This window comes from Kutzneria sp. NPDC052558, assembly GCF_044547355.1.
Lineage (GTDB): Bacteria > Actinomycetota > Actinomycetes > Mycobacteriales > Pseudonocardiaceae > Kutzneria.
Window position 1 is genome coordinate 59,348 of sequence record NZ_JBIUAG010000024.1, and the last position, 23,950, is coordinate 83,297.

Here is a 23,950-nt window from a genome sequence, read left to right on the forward strand (position 1 = left end):
CGCATGGTCGCACACCGTCACCGGCTCTGAGGCATGGTGGACCGCTTCCACCAGCGCCGCCGCTGCGCCCGGCGAGCCATCCGCGCCTGCTCGGCCGCCTCCCGCATCGCCTTCTGCCGTTCCAGGACGAATCGGTAGTCGGAGTCGTTGTTGGACCACATGGCGAACCTCCCCATCTCGACAGGTATGAGGTTCGGCCTGAGGCGGCCTCGGGGGCATTGGGCAGCAACGTCGTCCGGGCCCGTGCGCGACCCGATTTCCGGCCGGGCTGGGGGTAAGGCCCCTTAGTCGGACGGGTACCCGGCGCATGATGGTGATCTCCGGTCCACTTTAGGCTTCACCCATGTCGGCGACGCGGTTGTTGGTGTTGGGGGTGGTGCGGGGCTATGGCCGCGCGCACGGCTACCTGATCGGCAGCGACCTCATGTCGTGGGGCGCGGACACGTGGGCCAACGTCAAGTGGGGCTCGATCTATCACGCGTTGAAGCAGGGCGTGAAGGCCGGCTTCCTGCGTGAGGACTGGACCGTGCCGGGGCGCACCGACTACGAGCTCACCGAACGGGGCGAGGCCGAGTTCCAGCGGCTGCTGGCCGACTCCATGCGCAAGCCCGAGCCTCGGCCGGACATGCTGGCCGCGGGCCTGGCCATGCTGCCGGCCATGACCCGCAGCCAGGCCGTGTCCCTGCTGGAGATCCGGCTGTCGGCCGTGGAGACCATCCGCAAGGCGGCCGACGCCCAGCTGGCCGGCTGGCGGGAGCCGCCGCACGTGCGCGAGCTCTACCGGCTGCGGGTGGCCAACGCGGTCGAGGACATCGCCTGGACCAGGGGATTGATCGAGCGGTTGAACGCGGGCCAGTACGTCATGGCCGGCGAGCCGGGCACCGTCGGCAAGCCCGGCAGCTGGCCGCATCCCGGCTGACCCTACTCAAATTTGCATACCGGCCCCATGTGGGTGCACACTGGCAGTCGCGGGTATTCAAGTTTGAGCACTCGGCAGTGGGGGAACACATGTCGGTTCACGTCGACGGGCTGCGCAAGCGGTACCGGGACAAGATCGCGTTGGACGGCTTCGACCTGGGGGTTCGGCCCGGCACGGTGTGCGGGCTGCTCGGACCCAACGGGGCCGGCAAGACCACCTGTGTGCGCATCCTGAGCACGTTGCTGCGAGCCGACGGCGGTCGCGCCGAGGTCGCCGGCTTCGACGTCGGCCGCCGGCCGGTCGAGGTGCGCCGGCGTATCGGGCTCGTCGGCCAGCAAGCCGCCGTGGACGAGGTGCTCAGCGGCCGGCAGAACCTGGAGATGTTCGGCCGGCTCCACCACCTCAGCGCCGCCGCGGCCCGGGCCCGAGCCGTGGAGCTGCTGGACCGGTTCGGCCTGGCCGACAGCGGCTCGAAGGCGGTGCGGCTCTACTCCGGTGGCATGCGCCGCCGCCTCGACCTGGCCGCCGGGATGATCCTCGCGCCCCGGGTGCTGTTCCTGGACGAGCCGACCACCGGGCTCGATCCCCGGGGCCGCAACGAGGTCTGGGACGCCGTGCGGTCGCTGGTCGCCGACGGCGCGACCGTGCTGCTCACCACCCAGCACCTGGACGAGGCCGATCAGCTGGCCGACCAGATCGCGGTCATCGACGCCGGCCGGGTCGTCGCCGGCGGCAGCCCGGCCGAGCTCAAGACCCGCATCGGCGCCGACCGGCTGGAGCTCGTCGTCCACACGCTCGCCGACCTGCCCGTCGCCGCCGAGCTCCTGCACAAGGTCTCCGGCTCCCCGCCCGACCAGGATCCCGACCGCCGCCGCCTCAGCGCCCCGGTCCGCGACCGCGTCGCCGCCCTGACCGACACCGTCCGCGTCCTCGACGCCGCCGGGGTGGGAGTGGAGGACATCGCCTTACGCCGCCCCACTCTGGACGAAGTCTTTCTGACTCTGACCGGTGCTTCATGAGCGGTCCGGTCGTCGCCGATGGAAAGGTGTCCCGCGTGAGCAGCCTCCGATGGGCCGTCGTGGACGGCTGGACGATGACCCGGCGCGACCTCGCGCACTGGGTTCGCCAGCCGGCGCCGGTGGCGGTGAGCGTGCTGTTCCCCATCCTGCTGGTGCTGATGTTCGGCTTCCTGCTCGGCGGGGCCATCGCGGCGCCGGGCGGCGGGGACTACCGGGAGTACCTGCTGCCGGGCATGTTCGTGATGACCATGGGCTTCGGCCTGGAGGGCACGCTGCTCGCGGTCACCACCGACGCCTCCCGGGGCGTGACCGACCGGTTCCGGTCGATGCCGATGGCCCCGTCGGCGGTGGTGGTCGGGCGGTGCGGGGCGGACATGCTGAACTCGGTGCTGGTGCTGGCCGTGATGGCGGCCTGCGGGCTGGCGGTGGGGTGGCGGCCGCACGGCGGCCCGGTGGCCACGCTGGCGGCGTTCGGCCTGCTGCTCCTGCTCCGGTTCGCGTTCCTGTGGATCGGCATCTGGCTGGGCCTGGTGCTGGCCGACCCGGGCACGGTCACGCTGGTGCAGGTGGTGATCTGGCCGGTGAGCTTCCTGTCCAACATCTTCGTCGCGCCGGACACCATGCCGGACTGGCTGGGCGCGATCGCCACCTGGAACCCGCTGTCGGCCACGGCCTCGGCTGTCCGGGAGCTGTTCGGCAACCCGGGGCCGGCCGGCGGGTGGGTCGGCGTCGCGGTGGCCTGGCCGTTGCTCCTGGTGGCGGTGTTCTTCCCGCTCTCGGTTCGCGCATTCCGGAGGTTGAGCCGATAGTGGACGAACTCGCGCGCTGTCCGGTCGTGTTCGAGCCCGCGGATCCCCCGCGATTGGGCAGAATGGCGTTCTGGGGCGCCGAGCTCCCCACGGGGATGGGGGAGCTCGGCGCCCTGGACATCGTCGAAGCCCAGGGCCGCGAGGTGCGGGTGCGCACGGTGCCGGCCGTGCGGCTGCCGGTCGCCGATGCGGTGCCGCTGCTCAGCCGGGCCCGCCGGGACCGCCGAGCCCACCCGGCCACGGCGTTCTGGGGCGCGGCCACGGTCGTCGCCCTCCAACTCATCGCCCGCGGCCGCCTGCTGCCCACGGTCTCGCCCGGTGACTACGACGCGTGGCGCGTCGGCCCGCTCGACCCCGCCGACCACGGCCGCGTCGGTGAGCTGGCGGCGGCGATACCGGCCGAGGCCCGGGCGGTGCCGGTGCCCGGTCGGCTGCCGTTGGAGCTGCCGGACGCCCGGCAGCTGGTCGAGGGCTTCCTCGACGCGGTCGCCGACGGCCTGCCCCGCGGCGGCAGCGAGGCCGCGTTCCTGGCCGCCGCCCCGAAGCCCGTGCCGGAGCTGCGGGCCTGGGCCGACGGCGTCAGCGTGTCGCTGCGCATCGAGTTCGACGGCCGGTTTCGGGCCGTCGTGCAGCTGCACAGCGTCGCCGACCCCGGCGTGGTCAGCGACGCCGCCGAGGTGTGGTCCGGCGCCGGCCGGGCCCGCGCCCAGGCCCAGGCGGTGGTCGTCCTGCGCCGGGCGGCCCGGGTCTGGCCGACGCTGGACTCCTTGCTGCACAAGGAAGTTCCCGACGAGATCGCGCTGACCGACGACGAGGTCCGGCAACTGCTCGGCGGCGCGGCCGACCGGCTCACCGCCAAGGGCGTGCCCGTGCACTGGCCCAAGGAACTGGCCCGGCAGCTGGTCAGCCGGGTGGTCGTCGGCGGCGGCACGCCGCCCCGGGACCTGCCCGGCTTCCTCGGCGGCGAGCAGGCGCTGCGCTTCGACTGGCAGATCGCCGTCGGCGACGACCCGCTCACCCGGGACGAGCTGGAGCAGCTCACCCAGGCCCACCGGCCCATCGTGCGGCTGCGGGAGCAGTGGCAGCTGGTCGACGCCGACCTGGCCCGGCGGGTCCGGCAGCGCGAGCTGGAGCCGCTGAACCCGTTGGCGGCGCTCGGACTCGCGCTCACCGGCACGGCCGAGGTCGACGGCGAGCAGTTCGAGGTCGTGCCCAACGGTTGGCTGGCCGCGCTGCGGGACCGGATCGCCGACGCCGAGGGCGGCGGCGAGCGGCTCGAACAGCCGGCGGCGCTGGCCGCGACGCTGCGCGACTACCAGCTGCGGGGCCTGCGCTGGCTGGCCCGCATGACCGAGCTCGGCCTGGGCTGCTGCCTGGCCGACGACATGGGCCTGGGCAAGACGATCACCGTGATCGCCTTGCACCTGCACCGCGCGGCCGGGCCCACCCTCGTGGTCTGCCCGGCCTCCCTGCTGGGCAACTGGGAACGGGAGATCCACCGCTTCGCGCCCGGCGTCCCGGTCCGGCGCTTCCACGGCTCGGCCCGCGACCTCTCCGGCGTCGAGGGCTTCGTGCTCACCACCTACGGCACCATGCGCGTGGACGCCGCCGGGCTCGCGGCCGTGCCGTGGGACCTGGTCGTCGCCGACGAGGCCCAGCACGTCAAGAACGCCCGCTCGGCCACCGCGAAAGCGTTGCGCACCATAGGATCCGGCGTCCGGATCGCGCTGACCGGCACGCCGGTGGAGAACACCCTGTCCGAGCTGTGGGCGATCCTGGACTGGGCCGCCCCGGGCCTGCTCGGCTCGCTGGGCTCGTTCCGGCGGCGGTGGGCCAAGCCCATCGAGGCCGACAAGGACGAGGAGACCGCCCGCCGGTTCGCCCGCCTGCTGCGGCCGTTCCTGTTGCGGCGGGCCAAATCCGACCCCGGCATCGCCCCCGAGCTGCCGGCCAAGACCGAGACCGACCAGCTCGTGCCGCTCACCCGCGAGCAGGCCGGGCTCTACGAGGCGGTCGTGCGGGAGGTCATGGCCAAGATCGCCGAGAGCGACGGCATCGCCCGCCGGGGCCTGATCCTCAAGCTGCTCACCTCGCTCAAGCAGATCTGCAACCATCCCGCCCAGTACCTCAAGCAGGCCGACGCCCGCCTCACCGCCCGCTCCGGCAAGCTCGCCCTGCTCGACGAGCTGCTCGACACCATCGTCGCCGAGGACCACGCCGTGCTGGTGTTCACCCAGTACGTGGCCATGGCCCAGCTGCTGTCCCGGCACCTGGCCGACCGCGGCCTGCCCAGCCAGTTCCTGCACGGCGGCACCCCGGTGGCCCGGCGCGAGGACATGGTCCGCCGCTTCCAGGACGGCGAGGTGCCGATCTTCCTCATCTCGCTCAAGGCCGGCGGCACCGGCCTCAACCTCACCCGCGCCGACCATGTCGTGCATTACGACCGCTGGTGGAATCCCGCGGTCGAGGACCAGGCCACCGACCGCGCCTACCGCATCGGCCAGACCCGCCCCGTGCAGGTGCACCGCATCATGACCGAGGGCACCATCGAGGACCGCGTCGCCGCCATGCTCTCGGCCAAACGCGCCCTGGCCGACGCCGTGCTCACCGGCGGCGAGGCCGCCCTGACCGAGCTGACCGACGCCGAACTGACCGAGCTGGTGGCCCTGCGATGACCGAGGCCCGAGGCTTTCCCGCCTTCCCCGCCGGCAGCCGCCGTCGCCACCACAGCTGGTGGGGCACGGACTGGTTGCGGGCCATGGAGGACACGGCCGTCGACGCGGGCCTGACCCGGCGTGGGCGGCGCATCGCGACCGAGGGCCGGATCGGGCCGATCACCGTCAGCCCGGGACGGGTGGCAGGCACGGTGGACGGCAACCGGCAGACCGCGGTGACCGTGGAACCCCTGTCGGACAACGGATGGGCCACCCTGGTGGCGGAGGCGTCCGTCCAGTCGGGACACCTGGCCGCCCTGCTCGACGGCGCCCTGCCGCATGCCCTGTCCGAGCTGCTGCCCACCGTCGGCGACCTGGACGCCCACTGTTCCTGCGAGGACTGGGGAAATCCCTGCCAGCACGCCGCCGCCCTGTGTTACCAGGCCGCCTGGCTGATCGACGTGGATCCGTCGCTGCTGCTCCTGCTGCGCGGGCGATCGCTGGACGCCCTCACCGCCGAGGTCGCCGGCCACCACGCCGCACCGGCCGACGCCGTGGCCTCGGAGTCGATCACCCTTGCCGCGGAAGCATTTTCCTACCCGACGCCACCACTGCCGGAGCTGCCGCCACCAGCCACCGACGCGCCGCGATTACACGTCATCGAGACCCCGCCGGGCATCGATCCGGGTGTCCTGCACGGTGCGGCGGCCACGGCCGTCAGCCGGGCCCGGCGGTTGCTGGAGGACGGCCGGCCGCCGTGACAGTTGTCATGGCCGGGCCCTGACAGAACTGCCAGGGCCCGGACCGGCCGACGCCGCAGGCTTGAGGACATGGACAGCACAGACACCGTCAGCCGGGGCGCCGCGGTGAGCCTTCGCGGACTGGTCAAGCACTTCGGCGACGTGCACGCGGTGGACGGGGTCGACATCACCATCGCGCCGGGCGAGGTGGTGGCCCTGCTCGGGCCCAACGGCGCGGGCAAGTCCACGACCATCGACATGCTGCTGGGCCTGGCCGAGCCGACCCGGGGCGCCGCCTCGGTGTTCGGCCGGCCGCCTCGGCAGGCGGTGGCGTCGGGGCTGGTGGGCGCGATGCTCCAGTCCGGCGGCCTGCTGGACGACGCGACGGTGGCCGAGACGGTGGCGCTGTTCCGGGCGATGTACCCGAAACCGTTGCCGCTCAAGGAAACCCTGCGACGGGCCGGGGTGGCGGAGCTGGCCGGCCGCAAGGTCGGCGCGCTCTCGGGCGGCGAGAAGCAGCGCGTGCGGTTCGCGGCGGCGCTGGTCAGCGACCCGGACCTGCTGGTGCTGGACGAGCCGACGGTCGCCATGGATGTGGCCGCCCGCCGCGAGTTCTGGGCGGCGATGCGCTCGTACACCGACACCGGCCGCACGGTGGTGTTCGCGACCCACTACCTGGCCGAGGCCGAGGACTACGCCGACCACGTCGTGCTGCTGCGGTCCGGTCGGGTCGTCGCCGACGGCTCGGTGAGCCAGGTGCGTTCGCTCGCCGCCGGCCGCGTGATCACGGCGAAGATTCCGGGTGTCGACGAGGCCGTGCTCAAGGCGCTGCCGGGCGTCACCGAGGTCCTGGTCCGTGGCGATGCCGTTGAACTGGCCTGCGCGGACTCCGACACGGCGCTGCGCGAGCTGCTCGGCCGGCACCACCAAGTCCGCGACATCGAGGTCCGCGGCGCCGGCCTCGAAGCCGCTTTTGTCACTCTGACCAGGCAGGAGGCCGCCTGATGGGCGCGCTGTTGACGTTCGAGACGCGCCGGATCGTCCGGTCGCCGCGGTTCTTCATCTTCACGGTCGTGTTCCCGCTGGCCATGTTCCTGGCCCTCAGCGCCGTCAACGGCGAGCAGGACACCGACGCGGTCACCTTCCTCATGGTGAGCATGGCCGCCTTCGGCGCGGTGGCGGCCTCGGTCAGCACCGGCTCCCGCGTCGCCATCGAACGGCAGGTCGGCTGGAACCGCCAGCTCCGGCTCACGCCGCTGAGCGGGCCCGGCTACCTGGTCTCCAAGGTCGTCACGGCGATGCTGGTGGCGCTGCCCGGCATGCTGCTGGTGTTCGCCGCCGGCGCCCTGCTCGAGCACGTGAACCTGAGCGCCGGCACGTGGACGCAGCTGATCGTCTTCTGCTGGCTGGGCGTGCTGCCGACCGCGGTGCTCGGCCTGCTGATCGGCTTGCTGGCCACCGGTGACTCCGCGCAGGCCATGAGCACCGTGCTGATGCTGGCGCTGAGCATGCTCGGCGGGCTGTGGCTGCCGCTGAGCAGCCTGCCGCCGGCCATGACAATCGTCGCGAAGGCCCTGCCGAGTTACTGGTTGGCGGAATTCGGACATGACGTGTTGGCGGGCAACGCGCCGAGCGCCCAGGGCGTGACCACCATGGCGGCCTGGATCGTGGCGGCGGGTGGCCTGGTCGCCCTCCGCTACCGGCGTGACAGCGCTCGCGCCTGACCGGTGGTTCGCGGACCAGAGGGGAGTCCGCGAACCACCACCAGGTTCACTGTGGACAGGTCCCGCTGCCGGGGCAGCTGCGCAGCAGCCGCACCTCCGGGGGCGCCGTGATCTGTGCCGGCGCTGCCTTCGCGCCGCCCGGCCACTGGATGGACACCGCGATCGAGGACGAGTCGTTGTCGTAGTTCTTCTCGATCAGCGTCCGGTCCGGGTTCACCGTGTTGACCACGTCGTACACGCCGGAGGCCACCGACGTGATGTCCAGCCACTGGAAGTCCACGTCGTACCGGTAGTCGTCGCCGCTGCCCACCGAGATGCCCTCGGTGACGTCGGTGGCGTCGGGCTGCTGGTGCCCGCACATGTTGTAGATGAGGAACTCGTGCAGCTTGGCCTCGGGCTCCTCGCCCTCGTGCACCCGGTGCTCCAGCGACGCCTTGTCCGGCACGTCGTAGCGGTCGCCCAGACAGAAACCGTTCTTGCGGTCGGACACCACCGCGCTGCCGTTGAGGGTCCGGAGCTGGAAATGCTCGAAGTTCAGCAGGTGCCAGTGCACGTGGGCCGGCGCCGGCTCGTAGTAGGCGGTGGTGCCGGAGGCCTTCTGGGCCGTCTGGTACGAGTCGGGGATCGGACCGTGCACGCCGTTCTGGAAGGCCTGCCGCACCGACATCGTCGGGAACAGCGTGCTGGTGCGGTGCGCGTAGAACAGCAGGGGGCCGTCGCCGATGTTCTCCTCCGACGTGGTGAACCGCAGGCGCACTGCCTTGATGTCGCCGGAGGTCACGCACGGCGCGCTGGGCGCGTTGGCGTCGCCGACCATGCAGACGTCCCAGGCCTTGCAGTCCTTCGGGTCGCCGCGCCAGCCGCCCGGGCAGGCGACCGGCGCCTGGCGCAGGTCCGGCAGCAGCATGGGGGCCGCCGCCTCGGCCGGTGGCGTCGTCGCCAGCAGCGCCAGAACCCCAGCTGCGGCAAGGAACCGCGCAGTCGCCTTCATGCGCCTCAACCTAGCCAGCGGGTCCCCGACCCGATCGGGTGATCTCCGCTGTGACGGTGCGTGGATGCCCTTAACCTCGGCGGGTGTCGACTGCTGCCACCGAACCCGTCACCGCCCCGCTTCCGTCCCTTCAGGACGCCCGCGTCGTGCCGGCGCCCGCGCTGCGTGAGGCCGCACTCGTGCTGGACGCCATCGCCGCCGTCCTGCACAAGGCCGACGCGGCCACCGCCACCCGCATCCGCCAGGTCATCGTCGACCTGGAGGCCGGGAACCGCATCGACCGCCCCTGCTGCGACAACCCCTGGAAGCCCACCCTCACCACCGCCCTGACCACCTGACCGCTAAACGCTTGGAAGGGGGCTTTCCTCCACTCCGAGTGAAGGAAAGCCCCCTTCCAAGCGTCAAGGGCCGCGTTCGTCGCACCAGGTCAGCGCCAGCTGGGGAGCCAGAGTTCGGCCTGCCACTGGGCGGCGCTGATCGGGTCGCCGTTGAGGATCGGCCACAGCCAGACGAAGTTGGCCACCACCAGTCCGGTGTAGATGGCCACCACCAGCAGCCCGGTGCCGCGGCGCTCCGCCCCGGCGCGGGCCCGGCCGAGGATGTCGCCGCAGGCCAACACCAGGCCCAGCACCAGGAACGGCGCCATCGGCGTGACGTAGAAGAAGAACATCTGCCGGTCGATGTTGATGAACCACGGCAGCAGGCCGGCCATGTAGCCGACCATCACGGCCGCGTGCCGCCAGTCGAACTTGACCAGGGCCCGCCACAGCGACCAGCCGATCATGGGGAAGGCCAGCCACCACATCGCCGGCGTGCCGACCAGCATCTGCGCGCTCACGCACTCCGACGCGCCGCAGCCGGCGGCCAGCGGGCTGGGCGACTGCTCGATGTAGTAGAGCATCGGCCGCAGGCCCATCGGCCACGTCCACGGCTTCGACTCCCACGGGTGCGTGCCGACCCCCGGCGCGCCGGTGATCAGTGTCTCGTGGAAGTGCAGGACGTTGCCCTCGTAGAAGAAGAAAGACTGCACGGCGTCGGGCAGCCAGGTCGAGACCGGGGTCGTGTTGCCGGCCGCGTGCCGATCGACGCCGGTCTCGCTGCCGAACCACGCCCACCACGAGGCGAAGTACACCACCACGGCGATCAGCGCGATGCCCCACAGCGCCGGCAGCAGGTCGCGCACGATCGCGCCGGCCCACGGCCGCTCCACGCCGGCGGCCCGCCGGGCCAGCGCGTCCCAGATCACCGACAGCACACCGAAGGCGACGATGTAGTAGATGCCGTTCCACTTCACGCCGCAGGCCAGGCCCAGCGAGATGCCGCAGGCGAAGCGCCACCACCGGAAGCCCAGGCGCGGCCCCCACTGCGACTGGCCGACCCAGCCCTCGGTGACCGCGACGGCCAGCCGGCCCCGCACCTGGTCGCGGTCGACCAGCAGGCAGCCGAAAGCGATCACGACAAAAAGGGCGCCGAAGATGTCGAGCATGCCCAGCCGGGACTGCACGTGGCTGACGCCGTCGCAGATCAGGAAGACGCCGGCCAGCGCGCCCAGCATGGTGGAGCGGGTCAGCCGCCGGCCGATCCGGACGACCAGGAAGATGCAGACGGTGCCGGCCACGGCCGAGGAGAACCGCCAGCCCCAGCCGTCGTAGCCGAACAGCCACTCGCCGATGGCGATCAGGTACTTGCCGACCGGCGGGTGGACCACCAGCTCGTAGCCCGGGTTGTCCTCGTAGCCGCCGTTGCGCAGCATCTGCCAGGCCTGCGGCACGTAGTGCTTCTCGTCGAAGACGGGGGTGCCGCGGTCGGTGGGCCAGCCCAGGTCCCAGAACCGGATGATCCCGCCGAGCAGGGTGACGCTGAGCGTGACGAGCCAGCCGCGCACCTTGTCGGTGGGCCGCCAGACGGCCAGCCGGTCCAGCGGCCCGGCGGTGGACGGCTGCGTCGCCGGCGGCAGTTCGCCGACATCCACCACGCCGTCGGGCTCGGGCTCGGTCCGCTCCACGATCGTCGTCACGGGGGCGATCGTAGGGTGAACGACGTGAATAACGTATCGGGCATGGGCCGGCTGCTGGTGGCCGCGACGCCGCTGGGCAACATCGGCGACGCGTCCCAGCGACTGGTGGATGCCCTGGCCACGGCCGATCTGGTGGCGGCGGAGGACACCCGCAAGCTGCGTTCGCTGGCGGCCGGACTCGGTGTCGCGCCGGCCGGCAAGGTCGTCAGTTTTTACGACGCGGTCGAGACGGTCCGGCTGCCCGGACTGGTCAAAGCCGTCGCTTCCGGACAGACCGTGCTGCTGGTGACCGACGCCGGCATGCCCAGCGTCTCCGATCCCGGCTACCGCCTGGTCGCCGCCTGCGTGGCCGAGGATCTGCCGGTCACCTGCCTGCCCGGGCCGTCGGCGGTGGTCACCGCGCTGGCCCTGTCCGGCGTGCCGGTCGACCGGTTCTGCTTCGACGGCTTCCCGCCGCGCAAGCCGGGCGAGCGCCGCAAGTGGCTGTCCGCACTGGCCACCGAGACCCGGGCCTGCGTGTTCTTCGAGTCACCGCATCGGGTGGCGGCCACCCTGGCCGACGCCGTCGAGGTGCTGGGGGCCGACCGCCGCGGCGCGGTGTGCCGGCAGCTGACCAAGTCCGACGAGCAGGTGCGCCGCGGCACCCTGGCCGAGCTGGCGGCGTGGGCCGCGGACGGGGTCGGCGGCGAGGTCACGGTGGTGTTCGCCGGGGCCGAGCCGATCGCCGTGGACGTCACCGACGTGGCCGATCTGGTGCCGGCGGTGCAGTCGCGGGTGGCCGCTGGACAACGCCTCAAAGATGTGGTTGCCGAGGTCGCGGCGGCCGCCGGGGTCAGCAAGAAGGCCCTCTACGACAGCGTCGTAGCGGCCAAGAGGTAGTGGGCGGCGCCGCCCCCGTACCCTTTGTCGCATGAGTGCCTCCGTGCTGACGGCGGTGGCCTGGCCTTACGCCAACGGCCCCCGTCACATCGGCCATGTCTCCGGTATCGGTGTCCCCTCCGACCTGTTCGCCCGCTACATGCGAATGTCGGGCCACGACGTGCTGATGGTCTCCGGCAGCGACGAGCACGGCACGCCGATCCTGGTGCAGGCCGACAAGGAGGGCCTCACCCCGCAGCAGACCGCGGACAAGTACCACCGCGTCGTCGCCGAGGACATGCGCGCCCTCGGCGTCACCTACGACCTCTACACGCGCACCACCACGCGCAACCACTACCACGTGGTGCAGCAGATCTTCCTCGCGCTCAACGACAACGGCTACATCCTGCCCAAGACCACGACCGGCGCGGTCAGCCCGTCCACCGGCCGCACCCTGCCCGACCGCTACATCGAGGGCACCTGCCCGATCTGCGGCTACGACGGCGCCCGCGGCGACCAGTGCGACAACTGCGGCAACCAGCTCGACGCCGCCGACCTGATCAACCCCAAGTCGCGGATCAACGGCGAGACGCCCAAGTTCGTCGAGACCGAGCACCTGTTCCTGGACCTGCCGGCGTTCACCCGGACCCTGGGCGAGTGGCTGGCGTCCAAGACCGACTGGCGGCCCAACGTCGTCAACTTCACCAAGAACCTGGTCGACGACATGCGGCCGCGGGCCATCACCCGCGACCTGGACTGGGGCGTGCCGATCCCGCTGGACGGCTGGCGGGACCAGGGCCTCAAGCGGTTCTACGTGTGGTTCGACGCGGTCATCGGCTACTTCTCGGCCAGCGTGGAATGGGCCCGGCGCAGCGGCGACCCGGACGCGTGGAAGCGTTTCTGGAACGACCCCGAGACGCCGATCGTGCACTTCATGGGCAAGGACAACATCACCTTCCACGCCCAGATCTGGCCGGCGCTGCTGATGGGCCACAACGGGGCCGGCGACAAGGGCGGCAAGCCCGGGCCGTACGGCACGCTGAACCTGCCCACCGAGATCGCCTCCAGCGAGTTCCTCACCATGAGCGGCTCCAAGTTCTCCACCTCCCGGGGCCGGGTCATCTACGTGCGGGACTTCCTGGCCGAGTTCGGCCCGGACGCGCTGCGCTACTTCATCTCCGCGGCCGGCCCCGAGACCCAGGACGTGGACTTCACCTGGGACGAGTTCGTCCGGCGCATCAACTTCGAACTGGCCAACGAGTGGGGCAACCTGGTCAACCGCTCGGTCTCGATGGCGCACAAGAACGTCGGCGCGGTGCCGGCGCCGACCGCGCCCACCCAGGCCGACGAGGACCTGAAGGCCCTGTCCAGGGCCGCTTTCGACACCGTGGGCGGCCACCTGCGGCACTCGCGGTTCCGGGCCGGCATCGGCGAGGCGATGCGGGTGGTCTCGGCGGCCAACAAGTACCTGTCCGACCAGGAGCCGTGGAAGCTCAAGGACGACCCGGCCCGCCGGGACACGGTGCTGCACACCGCGTTGCAGGTGGTCAAGGACGCCAACACGCTGCTCACGCCGTTCCTGCCGCACTCCGCGCAGAAGATCCACGAACTGCTGGGCGGCACCGGCGTCTGGGCGTCGCAGCCGGAGATGCGCGAGGTCACCGACCTGGACGACCCGGCCCGCGAGTACCCGGTGCTGACCGGTGACTACGCGGCCGAGAAGGCCAAGTGGGAGTCCACGCCGATCGAGGTCGGCGTGCCGCTGAGCAAGCCGACGCCGCTGTTCGCCAAGCTCGACCCGGAGCTGGCCGAGACCGGTCCGGAGTGGGCTCCGATCGAGAAGTAGCAGTGACCCCTCGCAAGGGCGAGCGGCCGCCGATGCCGGACCGCCTTCCGGTGTCGGCGGTCGACGCCCACACCCATCTGGAAGCCTGTGGCGCCAAGGATTCCGCCGATGTCCGGTCCATCATGGACCGTGCCGAGTCGGCCGGCATCGCCTACGCGATCACCGTGGCCGACGACATGGCCGCCGCCCGCTGGGCCGTCGAAGCGTGCACCTGGGACGACCGCGTGTTCGCCGCCGTGGCGCTACATCCCACTCGCACCAAGGAATTCGGCGCGGCCGAGCAGTCCGAACTGGAGTCGCTGGCCGCGCATCCGCGAGTGGTCGCGATCGGCGAGACCGGTCTGGACTACTACTGGGACTACGCCCCGCACGACGCCCAACAGGTCGCGTTTCGTTGGCACATAGAACTTTCCAAGCGCCTCGGCAAGCCGTTGATGATTCACGACCGGGACGCGCACGAGGACGTGCTGCGCATTCTGGACGAAGAAGGCGCGCCGGACACCGTGGTGTTCCATAGCTTCTCCGGCGACGCCGACATGGCGCGACGCTGCGTGGACAGCGGTTACGTGCTGTCGTTCTCGGGCACGGTCACGTTCCGCAACGCGAAACCGTTGCGGGAGGCGGCGATGGTTGTCCCGCTGCAACAGTTGCTTGTGGAGACCGACGCGCCTTTCCTGACGCCCCACCCGTTCCGGGGTCGTCCGAACGAGCCCTACTGCGCCGCGTACACGCTGCGTGAGCTCGCTGATCTACGCGGAGTGCACGTCGGTGAGTTGGCAACAATTGTCACCGCAACGGTGAACCGGGTCTTCGGCCTGGGCGTATGACTATGTGTGCGACCAAGATTTCACCCTGTGGTGTGACTGGAGCCACAACAACCCGGGGAATGTTTGCGACTCCGCCCGACCTCCGTTACGGTCCCGTGATCGGTGCGTCTGGACGTTGTGGTTCAACCACCGGCCCGCAGTCAGGTCGGCGTTCGTCGGGGACAGCCGGCACCCGCGAGGGAGCCAGCTGGACGGCGTTGACTACGGGACCAAGCAAGGCAGTCGGAGCACGAGACCCGAGCGAAGCGAGGACGTACCAGCGGCTGACGTCGGCTAGTGGCGAGAACAGCCGCGGAACTCTTCGCGGACCATCGGCTTTTCGGAGGTAACGACCCCGTGACTGGGACCGGTAGGCACCGTAGACCGCGCGTGTCCGAGGAAACGCCCACGCAGGCGCAGAACGCTCAGAGCTTCTGGGCCCCCCACACCGGGGTGGCCGTGGCCGAGCGTCAGACCTCGGCCTGGACCGCGGTGCGGCCCGATCTCGACTGGGACTGGGACTGGGAGGCCGAGCTCGAGTCCACCCGCCAGTTCGTTCCCGGCGGGGCCTACGTCTCCACCCAGGACGTGATGGACGTTCTCGGGCCGGACGCCCAGGACATCCTCAACTCCGTCAACATGGAGCTCGACCAGCTCCTGGAGCTGATGAACGCCAAGACCACGGTCTTGCCGATCATCCGCGACGACGCCGGCCCGCTCACCGAGGGCCTGGCCCAGTGTTGGGAAGAGCTCGAAGAGGGACTCGAGGACGCCAACCTCGTCCCGGAGCCGCAGCGCAAGACGGTCGTCAAGACCGAGCTGGACGCCAAGTCCCCCTGGAAGCGCCGGTTCATCAAGGCCGCCGTGATGGCCACCCTGGTCAGCCTGGCCGGTGGCGGCGCCACCGCGCTGGCCATGGACAAGGCCGTGACGGTCGACGTCGACGGTCACGAGATGACCGTGCACACCTACTCCGGCACCGTCAGCGACGTGCTGGCCAGCCAGGGCCTGACTGCCGGGTCGCACGACTCGCTCATGCCCTCGGCCAACTCCTCCATCGCCGACGGCGGCAAGATCGTCCTGCAGCGCGGCCGCACCATGACCGTCTCGGTCGATGGCGTGCAGCAGACCCAGTGGGTCAAGGCCCAGACCGTGGGCGACGCGCTGCGCGAGATGGGCGTCAAGACCGACAACGCCAAGCTCTCGGTCGACCCGTCCAAGCAGATCCCGCTGTCCGGCATGGCCATCGACATCAAGACGGCCAAGACGGTCACCATCAGCGACGGCGGCAACGCCCCCAAGCAGCTCACCACCTACGCGGTGACCATCCAGGAGCTGCTCAAGTCCCTGAACATCTCCCTCGGCGCCGACGACAACGTCGCGCCGGCCGCCGACACCAAGCTGTCCAGCGGCGCGCAGATCTCCGTCAGCCGCAACGGCGTCACGGTGGTCCAGGAGAACCAGGACATCCAGCCGACCACCCAGATCATCAACGACCCGACCATGAACTCGGGCGACACCCAGGTCATGGACCCGGGCGTGGTGGGCAAGCAGACCGTGACCTACCGGGTCACCATGCACAACGGCAAGCAGACCGACAAGCAGCAGATCGGCGTGCAGATCCTGACGCCGATGAAGCCCAAGGTCGTCAAGAACGGCACCAAGCCGCTGCCCGGCGACGCCGTCTGGGACAAGATCGCCCAGTGCGAGTCCAGCGGCAACTGGCACATCAACACCGGCAACGGCTACTACGGCGGTCTCCAGTTCGACATCCCGACCTGGACCTCCAACGGCGGCGGCGTGTACGCCCCCCGCGCCGACCTGGCCACCCGTGAGCAGCAGATCGCCATCGCCAACAAGGTGCGGGCCGCGCGTGGCCTCACCCCGTGGGAGTGCGCGTACAAGCTCGGTCTCGTCTGAGCCTAGAATCCCGCTTCGTGCCCGATCTTCTGGGACCCGTCGAGGTCCGCGCCCTGGCCAAAGAGTTGGACGTCCGTCCGACCAAGAAGCTGGGCCAGAACTTCGTGCACGACACCAACACCGTGCGGCGCATCGTCGCCGCCTCCGGGGTCACCCAGGACGACGTGGTCCTCGAGGTCGGCCCCGGGCTCGGGTCCCTGACCCTGGCGCTGCTGCCGGCGTGCAAGGCCGTCGTCGCCGTCGAGATCGATCCCGTGCTGGCCGCTCGGCTGCCGCTGACCGCCGCCGAGTTCGCCGGTGACGCCGCCTCCCGGCTCACCGTCGTCGGCGCCGACGCCATGCGGGTCACCGCCGCCGAGATCGGCCTCGCGCCGACCGCCCTGGTCGCCAACCTGCCGTACAACGTGTCGGTGCCCATCGTGCTGCACCTGCTCGCCGAGCTGCCGTCCCTTCGGTCCGGGCTCGTCATGGTGCAGTCCGAGGTCGCCGACCGCATGGCCGCCGGCCCCGGCAGCCGGGTCTACGGCGTGCCCAGCGTCAAGCTCGCCTGGTACGCCGACGCCCGCCGCGCCGGCCCCGTGCCCCGCTCCGTGTTCTGGCCCGTGCCCAACGTCGACTCCGCCCTCGTCGCCTTCACCCGCCGCGAGCCGCCGTCCTCAACCGTCTCCCGCGAAGCCCTGTTTGCCCTGGTCGACGCCGCCTTCGCGCAACGCCGCAAGACCCTTCGGGCCGCGCTGGCCACCTGGGCCGGCTCGCCCGCCCGCGCCGGCGAGCTCCTGCTCTCCGCCGGCATCGATCCCACCCTGCGTGGCGAGCAGCTCGGCATTGCCGACTTCACCCGCCTCGCCGAAGCCGCCGCGGCGGCGTAGTTCCCCCACGCCTTGGACCAACGCCCACCCCGCCGCTCTTCTTCCCGCGGCCCCGTGACCTCTGGCTTCCCCGGCTCGCCGCCGCCTCGCTCGGCGAGCCCCACTCCAAGGTTTGCGCAGCTCAGGCCGTCACTCGACGTTGACCCACCTACCCCAAACCCCCGCCCAACCCTGGGGGCCGGCCCCGTGCCCAGCGTATCGAGGCAAGGGGTCGGAGAGCGGGAAAGTGTCCAGCCTGTGGACAACTCAGGGGGCTGTGGATAACTGGGTGTGCCGAGGAACCTACTGTGCGATAGGTCTGGGAGCGACGGATCATCGGGCATCGGTGTGACTTACCGAACGATCCTTGGGTCTTGCTAGTGATGGCTTGCTTTTCCACATACCGGTCAGGTGTACTGCTACTTGCATCCATCCCGAGCGGCCGAGAGACCTGGATCGACGAAGCCGCAGCAACCACCCGACCCCGGGCAGGTGCTACCGCCAGGACCGATGGAGGACGTCATGGACCTCGCCCGAGTGTGCGCAGCTCTGCTGCTCACCCGCCGTCGAGTTGTCGATCAGTGCCGCCGCACCGCGACGGGCTGTCGGGTCGGCCGGTAACACCTACCGCCGCCTGCTGTCGGTTCACCCTCATCGTCTCGTCCGCATAGGACGGTCCAAAAAGGACGGCTCTCGCGCGCCATCAGCGCGCGGGGTCGCGCGTGCCGTGGAGCAAACAGTGATCACTGTCGACAATCTGGTCAAGTCCTTCCCCGCCCGTGGCGGCGCCGTGCGCGCCCTGGACGGCGTCACTCTCGAGGTTCAGGCGGGCGCGGTCTGCGGCGTCGTGGGCCCGAGCGGCTCCGGCAAGTCGACCCTGGCCCGCTGCATCGCCCTGCTGGAGCGCCCGGACAGCGGGGCGATCAGGGTCGACGGAACGGACCTCGTCACGCTGGACGGCAGCCGCCTGCGCGCGGCTCGCCGGCAGATAGGTGTTGTCCCGCAAGGGGATTCGCTGCTCCGGCAGCGCACGGCGGCTGGCAATGTGGCGCTGCCGCTGGAAACCGCGGGCGTCGACGGCCCGACCCGGCGCCGCCGCGTGGGCGAGCTGCTGGACCTGGTCGGCCTGACCGACAAGGCGGCCTCGTACCCGGACCAGCTCTCCGGCGGCCAGCGTCAGCGCATCGCGGTGGCCCGCGCCCTGGCGGCGAACCCGGCGGTCCTGCTGGCTGATGAGCCCACCTCGGCATTGGACCCGGAGACCACCGGTTCCGTGCTCACGGTTCTCGACCGGGCCCGAGCCGAGCTCGGAGTCACGGTTGTTGTTGTCACACATGACATGGCGGTGGTCCGCCGGATCTGCGACGACGTGGCGCTGCTGGACGGCGGCCGGATCGTGGAGAACGGCAGGCTGCTCGACCTGGTGTCCGATGTGGACAGTCGCACCGCCAACGCGCTGCTGCCCGCGCTCGACCAGACCGACGGCATCGCCGGCAACCACGACCGGATCGCGGACGTGGTGCTGGTCGGCTTCGCCGCGGTGGGCGCGCTGCTGCCGGAGGCGTCCAACCGGTTCGGCGTCGACCTCGCCGTGCTCGGCGGCGGACTGACCCGGCTTGGCGAGACCCCGGTGGCCCGGTTCCGCCTGGGTCTGACCGGCGAGCGGGCCGACTCCGCGCTGGAGTGGATCTCCGAGGCCGGCGCCCTCGTTCGACGGGCCCAGAAGGGCCCGCAGGGAGTCGCTGCGTGAGACCGACCACTCCGTGGTCCGATGTGTTCGACCTGCTTCACCCCGCGCTCGGCCAGACGCTCTACATGGTCGGCGTGGCGACGTTGTTCGCCACGGTGTTCGGGATCCCGCTGGGCGTGCTGCTGCACGTGACGGCGCCGGGCGGGCTGCGGCCCGTTCCGGCGCTGCACCGGGTCCTGGGCACCGTGGTGGACTTCGGCAGATCGCTGCCGTTCATCGTGCTCATCGTGCTGCTGCAACAAGTTGTCACCCGCCCGCTGATCGGCACCTCGATCGGCCCGACCGCGGCGATCGTGCCGCTGGCCATCGGGGCGGTGCCGTTCCTCGGCCGGCTCGTCCAGTCCGCGCTGCGTGAGGTGGACGCGAGCGTCGTCGAGGCGGCCATCACCACCGGCGCCACCCGGACCCGGATCGTGCGATCGGTGCTGCTGGGCGAATCCGCCCCGGCGCTGGTGTCCGCGGTCGGCGTCACTGCCGTCACCCTCGTCGGCTTCTCGGCCATGGCCGGGGTGGTCGGCGGGGAAGGCCTGGGCGACCTCGCCATCCGCTACGGCTACCAGCGCTACGACGACCGGGTGCTCTGGTCCACGGTCATCGTGCTGGGCGCCCTGGCCATGCTCATCCAACTGCTGTTCGACGTGTCCTCGCGGCTGATCGACCGCCGCCGGCGCGTCACCGCCTGAAATCCGAAGGAACCACAGTCCCATGAAGCTCCGTGTTGCGCTCCTCGCTGCCCTCGTGACGGTCACCGCGGCCGCCTGCGGCAACGGCGGCGGCGCGGCCGCCGACCCGAACGCCCCGCTGGTCGTCGGTGTCAGCCCCACCCCGCACGGCCAGATCCTCTCCTACGTCGCCGACCAGCTGGCGCCGGCCAAGGGCCTGAAGATCCAGGTCAAGGAGTTCACCGACTACGTCACGCCGAACACCTCGCTGGTGGACAAGTCGCTGGACGCCAACTACTTCCAGCACCAGCCCTACCTGGCCGACTTCGAGCAGAGCCACGGCGCCCAGCTGACCTGGGTCACCGCGGTGCACCTGGAGCCGCTCGGGCTGTACTCGAAGAAGACGCAGAAGGCGGCCGACCTGCCCGACGGCGCCAAGATCGGCGTGCCCAACGACACCAGCAACGAGGCGCGGGCGTTCAAGCTGCTCGCCGACAACGGACTGCTCAAGCTGAAGGCCGGCGCCGAGACCACGGCCACGCCGCGGGACATCGCCGACAACCCGAAGCACCTTCAGTTCGTGGAGCTGGAGGCGGCGCAGCTGCCGCGCAGCCTGGACGACACCGACGCCTCGATCGTGAACGGCAACTACGCGCTGTCGGCCGGCCTGGACACCAAGACGGCGCTGCTGATCGAGAAGGCCCAGGGCAACCCGAACGCGAACGGCCTGGTCACGCGTCCCGAACTCGCCGGTGACAAGCGGATCAAGGAGCTGGCCGAGCTGCTCAACTCCCCGCAGGTCAAGGACTACATCGAGCAGACGTTCCATGGTTCGGTCCTGCCGGCGTTCTAGCCAGCACAGCAACAGCCCGTAGGCTGGACGGGTGCTAGCCGTCGTACCGACACCAGTGACCGTCCGGGCCCCAGCCAAGGTCAACCTGCATCTCGCGGTGGGGGATCTGCGCGCAGACGGCTACCACGACCTGACCACGTTGTTCCAGTCGTTGTCGCTGACCGACGAGGTGACGGTCGCCGTCGCCGACGAGCCGGGCCTGGACGTGCGGGGCGAGGGCGCCGACGCGGTGCCGACCGATTCGTCGAACCTGGTCTGGAAGGCGGTGCGGGCGCTGGCCGCGCACGTCGGCCGCGACCCGGACGAGCCCAAGCTGCGGATCACCATCAACAAGGGCATCCCGGTGGCCGGCGGCATGGCCGGCGGCAGCGCCGACGCCGCGGCCACGCTGGTCGCGCTGGCCAACCTGTGGCGGCTGGAGATCGGCCGCGACGAGCTGGCCGGCGTGGCCGCCGAGGTCGGCAGCGACGTGCCGTTCGTGCTCCAGGGTGGGCTGGCGCTGGGCACGGGCCGCGGCGAGCAGCTGGTGCCGGTGCTGTCCCGGCACACCTATCACTGGGTGATGGCCCTGGACTCCACCGGCCTGTCCACCCCGGAGGTGTTCCGGGAGCTGGACCGGCTGCGCGCCGAGGGCAACCCGCCGCGGGTGGGGGCCGTCGAGCCCGTGCTGGAGGCGCTGGCCTCCGGCGACCCGAACCAGCTGGCCCTGCTGCTCGGCAACGACCTCCAGGCCGCCGCGGTGTCGCTGCGCCCCGGCCTGCGCCGCACGCTGCGCGCCGGCGTCAACGCCGGGGCGCTGGCCGGCATCGTCTCCGGCTCCGGCCCCACCTGTGCCTTCCTCTGCTCCGACAACGACGCCGCCGTCCGGGTCGCCGCCGAGCTGTCGGGCGCCGGCGTGTGCCGTACGGTCCGCGTGGCGCAGGGCCCGGTCGCCGGCGCCCGTGTGATCACCGGCGACGACCCCGCCCGACAGACCCCGCCCGAGGTCCACGCCTAGAAGTTCGAGCAGCTAGCGGTCGCGAACGGTCCGCTGGCCGAGGCGGTCTTGGACTCCTTGCCGTTCACGGTGACCTTGCAGGTGACGGAGCCTCCGTCGGGACCTGCCGTGACAGTGAGCGAGCCGCCGCTGAACAGGCCCTTGGCCTGAAGGTCCTTGTGCCACGGCAGCGTGGCGGCGGTCTCCTGGTTGGTGGAAGCGCCGTTGCCGTCGAACGTGCTGTAGGTGACGGTCGCGCCCTTGGCGTCGCCGGTGACGTCGTATCCGACGGATGACACGGCGTTCTGCTGCTGGTTCACGTCGGTGACGGCCTTGGTGAAGGCGGACGCGTAGACGATGCAGATCACCAGGCCGATCACGGACAGGATGGCGCCGGTGATGGCCAGGCCGCGGTTGGTGGCCTTGCCGCTGCTGGCCCGGACGATGCCGACGATCGACAGGATCAGGCCGACGATCACCAGCGGCCAGGCCACGACGCCGATGAACGGGATGAAGCTCAGCAGCAGGCCGACGAGGCCGAGGACGAAGCCGGCGGTGCCCAGGCCGTTGCGGGGCGGCTGGCCCTGGGGCTGGGGTTCGGCGGCGGGCGGCGGAACGTACGGGGCGGACATGGTGCTCACTTTCGGTCATCTCGCACTGGTGCCAGACGCATCACCGGGGCCCGCATCGCCGTTACGTACCCTTTTCGCGTGGCGAACCTGGTCAACCTGGAGTCCGTGAGCAAGTCCTACGGCGTGAAAGCGCTGCTCGACGCCGTTTCCCTGGGCGTGAACGAGGGCGATCGGATCGGCGTCGTTGGTCTGAACGGCGGTGGGAAGACCACCCTTTTGGAGGTACTGACCGGGTTGGAGCCGCCGGACGAGGGCAGGGTCAGCCAGACCCGGGACCTCCGGATGGCGGTGGTGACGCAGCGCACCGAGCTGATCGGCGACACGGTGCGGGCGGCGGTGCTGGATCCGCACGGTTACGCCTCGGAGCACGAGTGGGCCTCGGACGCCCGGGTGCGGTCGATCCTGGACGGGCTGGGCATCACGGCGCTCGGCCTGGACTCGCCGGTGGCGACGATGTCCGGCGGCGAGCGCCGCCGGGTGGCGCTGGCGGCGGCGCTGATCCGCGAGCTGGACCTGCTGGTGCTGGACGAGCCGACGAACCACCTGGACGTCGAGGGCGTGCGCTGGCTGGCCGAGCACCTGCTGGCCCGGCGGGGCGCGCTGGTGGTCGTGACCCACGACCGGTGGTTCCTGGACACCGTGTGCACCCGGACCTGGGAGGTCGTCGGCGGCGCGGTCGAGCAGTACGAGGGCGGCTACGCGGACTGGATCTACGCCCGGGCCGAGCGGGCCCGGCTGGCCGACACGCTGGAGGAGAAGCGCCGCAACCTGGCCCGCAAGGAGCTGGCCTGGCTGCGCCGCGGCGCGCCGGCCCGCACCTCCAAGCCCCGGTACCGGATCGAGAACGCCGAGGCGATCATCTCCGACGTCCCGGAGCCGCGGGACAAGGTCGAGCTGATGGCGTTCGCCAAGCGCCGGCTGGGCAAGACCGTGATCGAGCTGGAGGAGGTGTCGTTCGCGCTGGGCGAGCGCACCCTGCTCGACGACGTGACCTGGCGGATCGGTCCCGGCGACCGGATCGGCCTGGTCGGCGTGAACGGCTCGGGCAAGACGTCGCTGCTGCGGCTGCTGGCCGGCGACCGCGAGCCGGACCGCGGCAAGCGGGTGCAGGGGCAGACGGTGCGGCTGGCCCACCTGACCCAGGAGCTGATCGACCTGCCCGGCGAGCTGCGGGTGCTGGAGGCGGTCGAGGAGGTCGCCCGCCGGGTGGTGCTGGGCAAGGTGGAGCTGTCGGCCTCGCAGCTGGCCGAGAAGTTCGGGTTCACCAAGGTCAAACAGTGGACGCCGGTGGCCGACCTGTCCGGCGGCGAGCGGCGGCGGCTGCAACTGGCCCGGCTGCTGATGGCCGAGCCCAACGTGCTGCTGCTCGACGAGCCCACCAACGACCTGGACATCGACACCCTCCAGCAGTTGGAGGACCTGCTCGACTCGTGGCCGGGCACCATGGTCGTGGTCTCGCACGACCGGTACCTGATCGAGCGGGTCTGCGACCAGGTGGTGGCGCTGTTCGGCGACGGCGGGATCTCGAACCTGACCGGCGGCATCGAGGAGTACCTGCGTCGGCGCGACAAGCAGCTGGCCGAGGCGGCCGCGGCCGCGCCGGCGGCCGCCCCGAAGGTCAGCGACGCCGCCGAGCAGCGGGCCGCCCGCAAGGAGCTGGCCCGGCTGGAGCGGCGGCTGGACGTGCTGGCCAAGAAGGAGGGCGAGCTGCACACCAAACTGGCCGAGGCGGCCACCGACCCGGACCGGCTGCTGGCCCTGGACGCCGAGCTGCGCACCGTGCTGGCCGAGAAGGACGACGTCGAGGAGCAGTGGATGCTCGCCGCCGACGCCGCCGACTAACCCTGCGAGTCCCGCTCTCCAACACACCGAATGTAGGTTTCCCGCACATTCGAAAGTCCACATGTGGCGCGCATTCGACTCCCA

At 71.1% G+C, this 23,950-nt stretch carries 22 protein-coding genes and 1 riboswitch; of the genes, 18 read left to right on the forward strand and 4 right to left on the reverse strand.

Annotated features, from left to right (window positions below; translation table 11 throughout):
- Positions 1-17: 17 nt before the first annotated feature.
- Positions 18-161, reverse strand: coding sequence for a hypothetical protein (locus tag ACIG5F_RS34285; RefSeq protein ID WP_396524090.1), 144 nt, complete (start codon positions 159-161; stop codon positions 18-20).
- Between the two features lie 182 nt (positions 162-343).
- Between ACIG5F_RS34285 and ACIG5F_RS34290 the strand changes: the two genes are divergently transcribed.
- The 7 genes from ACIG5F_RS34290 (at position 344) to ACIG5F_RS34320 (ending at position 7,865) form a co-directional block, all read left to right on the forward strand.
- The gene (locus tag ACIG5F_RS34290; protein ID WP_396524091.1) at positions 344-919 is read left to right on the forward strand and encodes a PadR family transcriptional regulator; all 576 of its coding nucleotides are present in this window, start codon (positions 344-346) and stop codon (positions 917-919) included.
- Positions 920-1,008: 89 nt separating this feature from the next.
- A complete protein-coding gene (locus ACIG5F_RS34295) occupies positions 1,009-1,938 on the forward strand; it encodes an ATP-binding cassette domain-containing protein (protein WP_396524092.1) in 930 nt (309 codons plus the stop codon).
- The gene (locus ACIG5F_RS34300) at positions 1,935-2,747 is read left to right on the forward strand and encodes an ABC transporter permease (protein WP_396524093.1); all 813 of its coding nucleotides are present in this window, start codon (positions 1,935-1,937) and stop codon (positions 2,745-2,747) included. Before ACIG5F_RS34295 ends, ACIG5F_RS34300 begins: the two co-directional genes overlap by 4 nt.
- Before the next feature lie 62 nt (positions 2,748-2,809).
- A complete protein-coding gene (locus ACIG5F_RS34305; protein ID WP_396524094.1) occupies positions 2,810-5,422 on the forward strand; it encodes a DEAD/DEAH box helicase in 2,613 nt (870 codons plus the stop codon).
- The gene (locus ACIG5F_RS34310; protein WP_396524095.1) at positions 5,419-6,162 is read left to right on the forward strand and encodes an SWIM zinc finger family protein; all 744 of its coding nucleotides are present in this window, start codon (positions 5,419-5,421) and stop codon (positions 6,160-6,162) included. The genes ACIG5F_RS34305 and ACIG5F_RS34310 overlap by 4 nt, the downstream gene beginning before the upstream one ends.
- Before the next feature lie 69 nt (positions 6,163-6,231).
- A complete protein-coding gene (locus tag ACIG5F_RS34315) occupies positions 6,232-7,146 on the forward strand; it encodes an ABC transporter ATP-binding protein (protein ID WP_396524096.1) in 915 nt (304 codons plus the stop codon).
- Positions 7,146-7,865, forward strand: a complete 720-nt coding sequence (locus ACIG5F_RS34320) for an ABC transporter permease (protein ID WP_396524098.1) — start codon at positions 7,146-7,148, stop codon at positions 7,863-7,865. Before ACIG5F_RS34315 ends, ACIG5F_RS34320 begins: the two co-directional genes overlap by 1 nt.
- A 46-nt stretch (positions 7,866-7,911) precedes the next feature.
- Here ACIG5F_RS34320 and ACIG5F_RS34325 read toward each other — a convergent pair whose 3' ends face one another.
- A complete protein-coding gene (locus ACIG5F_RS34325; RefSeq protein ID WP_396524099.1) occupies positions 7,912-8,856 on the reverse strand; it encodes a lysyl oxidase family protein in 945 nt (314 codons plus the stop codon).
- A gap of 83 nt (positions 8,857-8,939) precedes the next feature.
- Here ACIG5F_RS34325 and ACIG5F_RS34330 point away from each other — a divergent pair, with 83 nt between their 5' ends.
- Entirely contained in the window at positions 8,940-9,194 is a 255-nt protein-coding gene (locus tag ACIG5F_RS34330; protein ID WP_396524100.1) for a hypothetical protein, read from the forward strand.
- Positions 9,195-9,283: 89 nt separating this feature from the next.
- Here ACIG5F_RS34330 and ACIG5F_RS34335 read toward each other — a convergent pair whose 3' ends face one another.
- The gene (locus ACIG5F_RS34335) at positions 9,284-10,873 is read right to left on the reverse strand and encodes a dolichyl-phosphate-mannose--protein mannosyltransferase (protein ID WP_396524101.1); all 1,590 of its coding nucleotides are present in this window, start codon (positions 10,871-10,873) and stop codon (positions 9,284-9,286) included.
- 42 nt (positions 10,874-10,915) lie between these two features.
- On the opposite strand from ACIG5F_RS34335, the gene rsmI reads away from it, so the two are divergent.
- The 9 genes from rsmI to ACIG5F_RS34380 all read left to right on the forward strand — a co-directional run bounded on the left by rsmI (position 10,916) and on the right by ACIG5F_RS34380 (position 21,413).
- Positions 10,916-11,752 carry a 16S rRNA (cytidine(1402)-2'-O)-methyltransferase gene (gene rsmI, locus ACIG5F_RS34340; protein ID WP_396524188.1) on the forward strand — a complete coding sequence of 279 codons (837 nt, stop codon included), beginning with the start codon at positions 10,916-10,918 and terminating at the stop codon, positions 11,750-11,752.
- Between the two features lie 31 nt (positions 11,753-11,783).
- Positions 11,784-13,577, forward strand: a complete 1,794-nt coding sequence (gene metG, locus ACIG5F_RS34345; protein WP_396524102.1) for a methionine--tRNA ligase — start codon at positions 11,784-11,786, stop codon at positions 13,575-13,577.
- Between the two features lie 32 nt (positions 13,578-13,609).
- Complete coding sequence (locus tag ACIG5F_RS34350) at positions 13,610-14,404, forward strand: TatD family hydrolase (protein WP_396524189.1); 795 nt, start codon at positions 13,610-13,612, stop codon at positions 14,402-14,404.
- Between the two features lie 369 nt (positions 14,405-14,773).
- Positions 14,774-16,303, forward strand: a complete 1,530-nt coding sequence (locus ACIG5F_RS34355) for a ubiquitin-like domain-containing protein (RefSeq protein ID WP_396524103.1) — start codon at positions 14,774-14,776, stop codon at positions 16,301-16,303.
- Between the two features lie 17 nt (positions 16,304-16,320).
- Complete coding sequence (gene rsmA, locus ACIG5F_RS34360; protein ID WP_396524104.1) at positions 16,321-17,172, forward strand: 16S rRNA (adenine(1518)-N(6)/adenine(1519)-N(6))-dimethyltransferase RsmA; 852 nt, start codon at positions 16,321-16,323, stop codon at positions 17,170-17,172.
- 405 nt (positions 17,173-17,577) lie between these two features.
- Positions 17,578-17,668: riboswitch (SAM riboswitch) on the forward strand.
- Between the two features lie 222 nt (positions 17,669-17,890).
- Positions 17,891-18,901, forward strand: coding sequence for a methionine ABC transporter ATP-binding protein (locus ACIG5F_RS34365; protein WP_396524105.1), 1,011 nt, complete (start codon positions 17,891-17,893; stop codon positions 18,899-18,901).
- On the forward strand, positions 18,898-19,584 hold the full coding sequence (locus ACIG5F_RS34370) for a methionine ABC transporter permease (RefSeq protein WP_396524106.1): 687 nt from the start codon (positions 18,898-18,900) through the stop codon (positions 19,582-19,584). The genes ACIG5F_RS34365 and ACIG5F_RS34370 overlap by 4 nt, the downstream gene beginning before the upstream one ends.
- 22 nt (positions 19,585-19,606) lie before the next feature.
- On the forward strand, positions 19,607-20,416 hold the full coding sequence (locus tag ACIG5F_RS34375) for a MetQ/NlpA family ABC transporter substrate-binding protein (RefSeq protein WP_396524107.1): 810 nt from the start codon (positions 19,607-19,609) through the stop codon (positions 20,414-20,416).
- A 31-nt stretch (positions 20,417-20,447) separates the two neighbouring features.
- Complete coding sequence (locus tag ACIG5F_RS34380) at positions 20,448-21,413, forward strand: 4-(cytidine 5'-diphospho)-2-C-methyl-D-erythritol kinase (protein WP_396524108.1); 966 nt, start codon at positions 20,448-20,450, stop codon at positions 21,411-21,413.
- Here the strand turns inward: ACIG5F_RS34380 and ACIG5F_RS34385 are convergent.
- A complete protein-coding gene (locus tag ACIG5F_RS34385; RefSeq protein WP_396524109.1) occupies positions 21,410-22,024 on the reverse strand; it encodes an MmpS family transport accessory protein in 615 nt (204 codons plus the stop codon). The two genes, ACIG5F_RS34380 and ACIG5F_RS34385, sit on opposite strands and share 4 nt — an antisense overlap.
- Before the next feature lie 78 nt (positions 22,025-22,102).
- Here ACIG5F_RS34385 and ACIG5F_RS34390 point away from each other — a divergent pair, with 78 nt between their 5' ends.
- On the forward strand, positions 22,103-23,866 hold the full coding sequence (locus ACIG5F_RS34390) for an ABC-F family ATP-binding cassette domain-containing protein (RefSeq protein ID WP_396524110.1): 1,764 nt from the start codon (positions 22,103-22,105) through the stop codon (positions 23,864-23,866).
- Positions 23,867-23,950 lie beyond the last annotated feature (84 nt).